This is a genomic window from Bacillus sp. 522_BSPC (assembly GCF_001076885.1).
GTDB classification, from domain to species: domain Bacteria; phylum Bacillota; class Bacilli; order Bacillales; family Cytobacillaceae; genus Niallia; species Niallia hominis.
In genome coordinates this window covers 1-2,605 of record NZ_JVDT01000241.1, presented here as the reverse complement: position 1 = coordinate 2,605, position 2,605 = coordinate 1, and the positions used below count along the sequence as shown (strand labels likewise).

The window sequence follows — 2,605 nt, the reverse complement described above, 5'->3', positions numbered from 1 at the left end:
GAAAAGTATACGATGTATACACACTCCCCTGATCGGAGTGTATAATAACTCCTTCTGGCTGATTGCGTTTATCCAAAGCATCCTGCAGTGTATCAATTACTAATGTCGTTTGTTGATGATTATAAATCTTATAAGCTACGATTTCATTATTATACAAATCCATAATCGTAGACAGATATAATGTTTCGCTGCCATACTGGATATACGTAATGTCCGTTACCCACTTCTCATTTGGTTTACTTGCACTAAAATCACGATTAAGAATATTAGGTACAATGACTTCACTTTCTCCCTGCGATTTCCACTTGCGTTTTGGTTTCACCTTACACTGCAAATGATGCTTCTGCATAATGTTTTGAACTGTGTTCCTATTAAGATGAATATGATGTTCTCGCTTTAGAATAGCTCTAATTTTCCTATGACCATTTCTATATTTAGTAGCCTTACAGATTTCAATAATTAACTCTTCATGTTCATTCCGATATTCACCAAACCCTTTAGTCCAACGATAATAGCTAGCACGTGGAATCCCTAAAACTTTTAAAATGGAAGTAACGGTATATTTTTCACGAAATTGTTCAACCAATTGTACTACTAGCCCTTTATCGACTCCTTTCTCATCGCCATATACTTTTTTAGAATTTCATTCTCCATTTTTAGGTGAGTTAGTTGATTACTTATTCGCTCGTCCTTACTTAAAGAATCGGGCCCATGCCCAAATGTATATTGTTTACCAATTGGCTGATCAAACCGATACATTTCTCCATTTTTGTACCATCTCATCCAAGTTTCAATTTGAGTTTTATTTTTGATTTTGTATTTGTTCATAATTTCCCGTGTTGTTAATTTTCCTTCAAGCTTATCTCTTACTACCGCCCATTTAATCTCTTTTGTATATACAGTTTTTTTGCCCACGCAAAAACACCTCCGAATAATGTCACAATACTTATCTCAAGTATTGCCATTTTGGAGGTGTTTTATATTGTCTCACTATTTTAGGTTAGTCCAAGATAGAGTTATTTTTAAATAGTGTTTTATCCTCTGAATTTATAATATTTCCCATTTCGTGTACAACAACATTCAGAAATTAATAGTCAGTCGTTTTGCTGAATGGATACTTCTTAAAGAATCTTGAAAGAATATAAGCAGTTCCTTGAGATTTATTATGAACAAAAATAATAGTAAAAACATATTGAATTTAGAATATTGAGAAAATTAGTCCTTTCTTATTAATTTTGAGAGTATAAAATATTTTGTGTAAATGAAAATTTCCATGTAAAAAGGAAGACCTTCTCTTGGTAGAATTAAGTCACCACAACCAATCCTAGAAAAGAGGTCTTCCCTATGAATCAGTTTACAACAGAAATTATCGATGCACTAGTAAAAAAACAAGATATTACCGAGGTTTTTCGTTCGCACTTGGAAATGGCGATCAACTCGCTACTTGTGACAGAGTTAACGGAATTTCTAGATTATGAAAAATATGACCGTATTGGCTTTAATTCAGGCAACTCACGCAATGGGTCTTATTCGCGTACGCTTCACACAGAGTACGGCGATTTAGCCATTCAAATTCCACGTGATCGCAATGGTGAGTTCAAACAACAGACCGTGGCTCCGTATAAGCGTTCGAATGATACGCTTGAAGATACGGTGATTCACCTGTTTAAAAAAGGCATTACGATGGCTGAAATTGCCCAGTTAATCGAAAAAATGTACGGCCATCACTATACGCCTCAAACGATTTCGAATATGACAAAAGCGGTTTCAGAAACAGTCGATGCATTTAACAACCGTTCGTTGCATAATCGTTACGTATGCGTGTATTTAGATGCGACGTATATTGCCGTGCGTCGTGATACGGTGTCCAAAGAAGCTGTCTATATCGCTGTTGGTATTCGCGAAGACGGCTCTAAAGAGGTACTCGCTTATACGATTGCCCCAACAGAGTCTGCTTACAACTGGCAAGAGCTACTAGAAGAGCTGAAAGACCGTGGTGTAGAAGACGTCTTATTATTCGTATCAGACGGCTTAAAAGGCATGGCAGACGCTGTTTTCACTGTGTTTCCAAAAGCAAAATATCAAGTCTGTTTAGTTCATGTCGGTCGCAATATTATGCATAAAGTACGCGTAGAGGATCGCAAGGAAGTCTGCGAAGATTTTAAAATGATTCACCAGGCAAAGGACGCCGAAGCAGCTGAGCTAGCACTTGGGCAGTTCTGCGAGAAATGGAGCAAATCGTACAAAAAAGTTACACAAGGCTTACTAAATAACCCGTATTTACTGACGTTTTATCAGTTTCCAAAAGCAATTTGGCGAAGCATCTACTCGACCAATTTAATTGAGTCGTTCAATAAGCAAATCAAAAAATATACAAAGCGCAAGGAACAGTTTCCGAACGAAGAATCACTGGAACGTTTTTTAGTGACGCAGTTCGAGGACTACAATCAACGTTTCGCCTCACGCTGTCACATCGGCTTCAATCAGGCACGTGCAGAGTTGGAAGAGATGTTTGAGCAGCTACATGAACCGACAAACTAACCGGGACGTGCCAGCGCGAAATTTGGGTGTCTAGGAAAGGGCTAGCCCTTTCCTAGACACCCAA

Annotated in this window: 3 protein-coding genes; 1 reads left to right on the top strand and 2 read right to left on the bottom strand. The window is 37.7% G+C overall.

Features of this window, described 5'->3' with window-relative positions:
• Together ADJ83_RS19675 and ADJ83_RS19670 are read right to left on the bottom strand one after the other, a co-directional pair.
• Positions 1–586 (bottom strand): IS3 family transposase (locus ADJ83_RS19675; RefSeq protein ID WP_048717144.1); only part of this gene is annotated, 586 nt, incomplete at its 3' end.
• An 8-nt stretch (positions 587–594) separates the two neighbouring features.
• Positions 595–915 (bottom strand): transposase, encoded by a 321-nt coding sequence (locus tag ADJ83_RS19670; protein WP_016200952.1) that lies wholly within the window; start codon positions 913–915, stop codon positions 595–597.
• Positions 916–1,344: 429 nt separating this feature from the next.
• Between ADJ83_RS19670 and ADJ83_RS19665 the strand changes: the two genes are divergently transcribed.
• Positions 1,345–2,541, top strand: a complete 1,197-nt coding sequence (locus ADJ83_RS19665; protein ID WP_031540362.1) for an IS256 family transposase — start codon at positions 1,345–1,347, stop codon at positions 2,539–2,541.
• Positions 2,542–2,605 lie beyond the last annotated feature (64 nt).

What these genes read in the sequence shown, in the direction of transcription:
- ADJ83_RS19665 (WP_031540362.1), top strand. Translation starts at nt 1,345, where the DNA reads ATGAATCAGTTTACAACAGAAATTATCGATGCACTAGTAAAAAAACAA.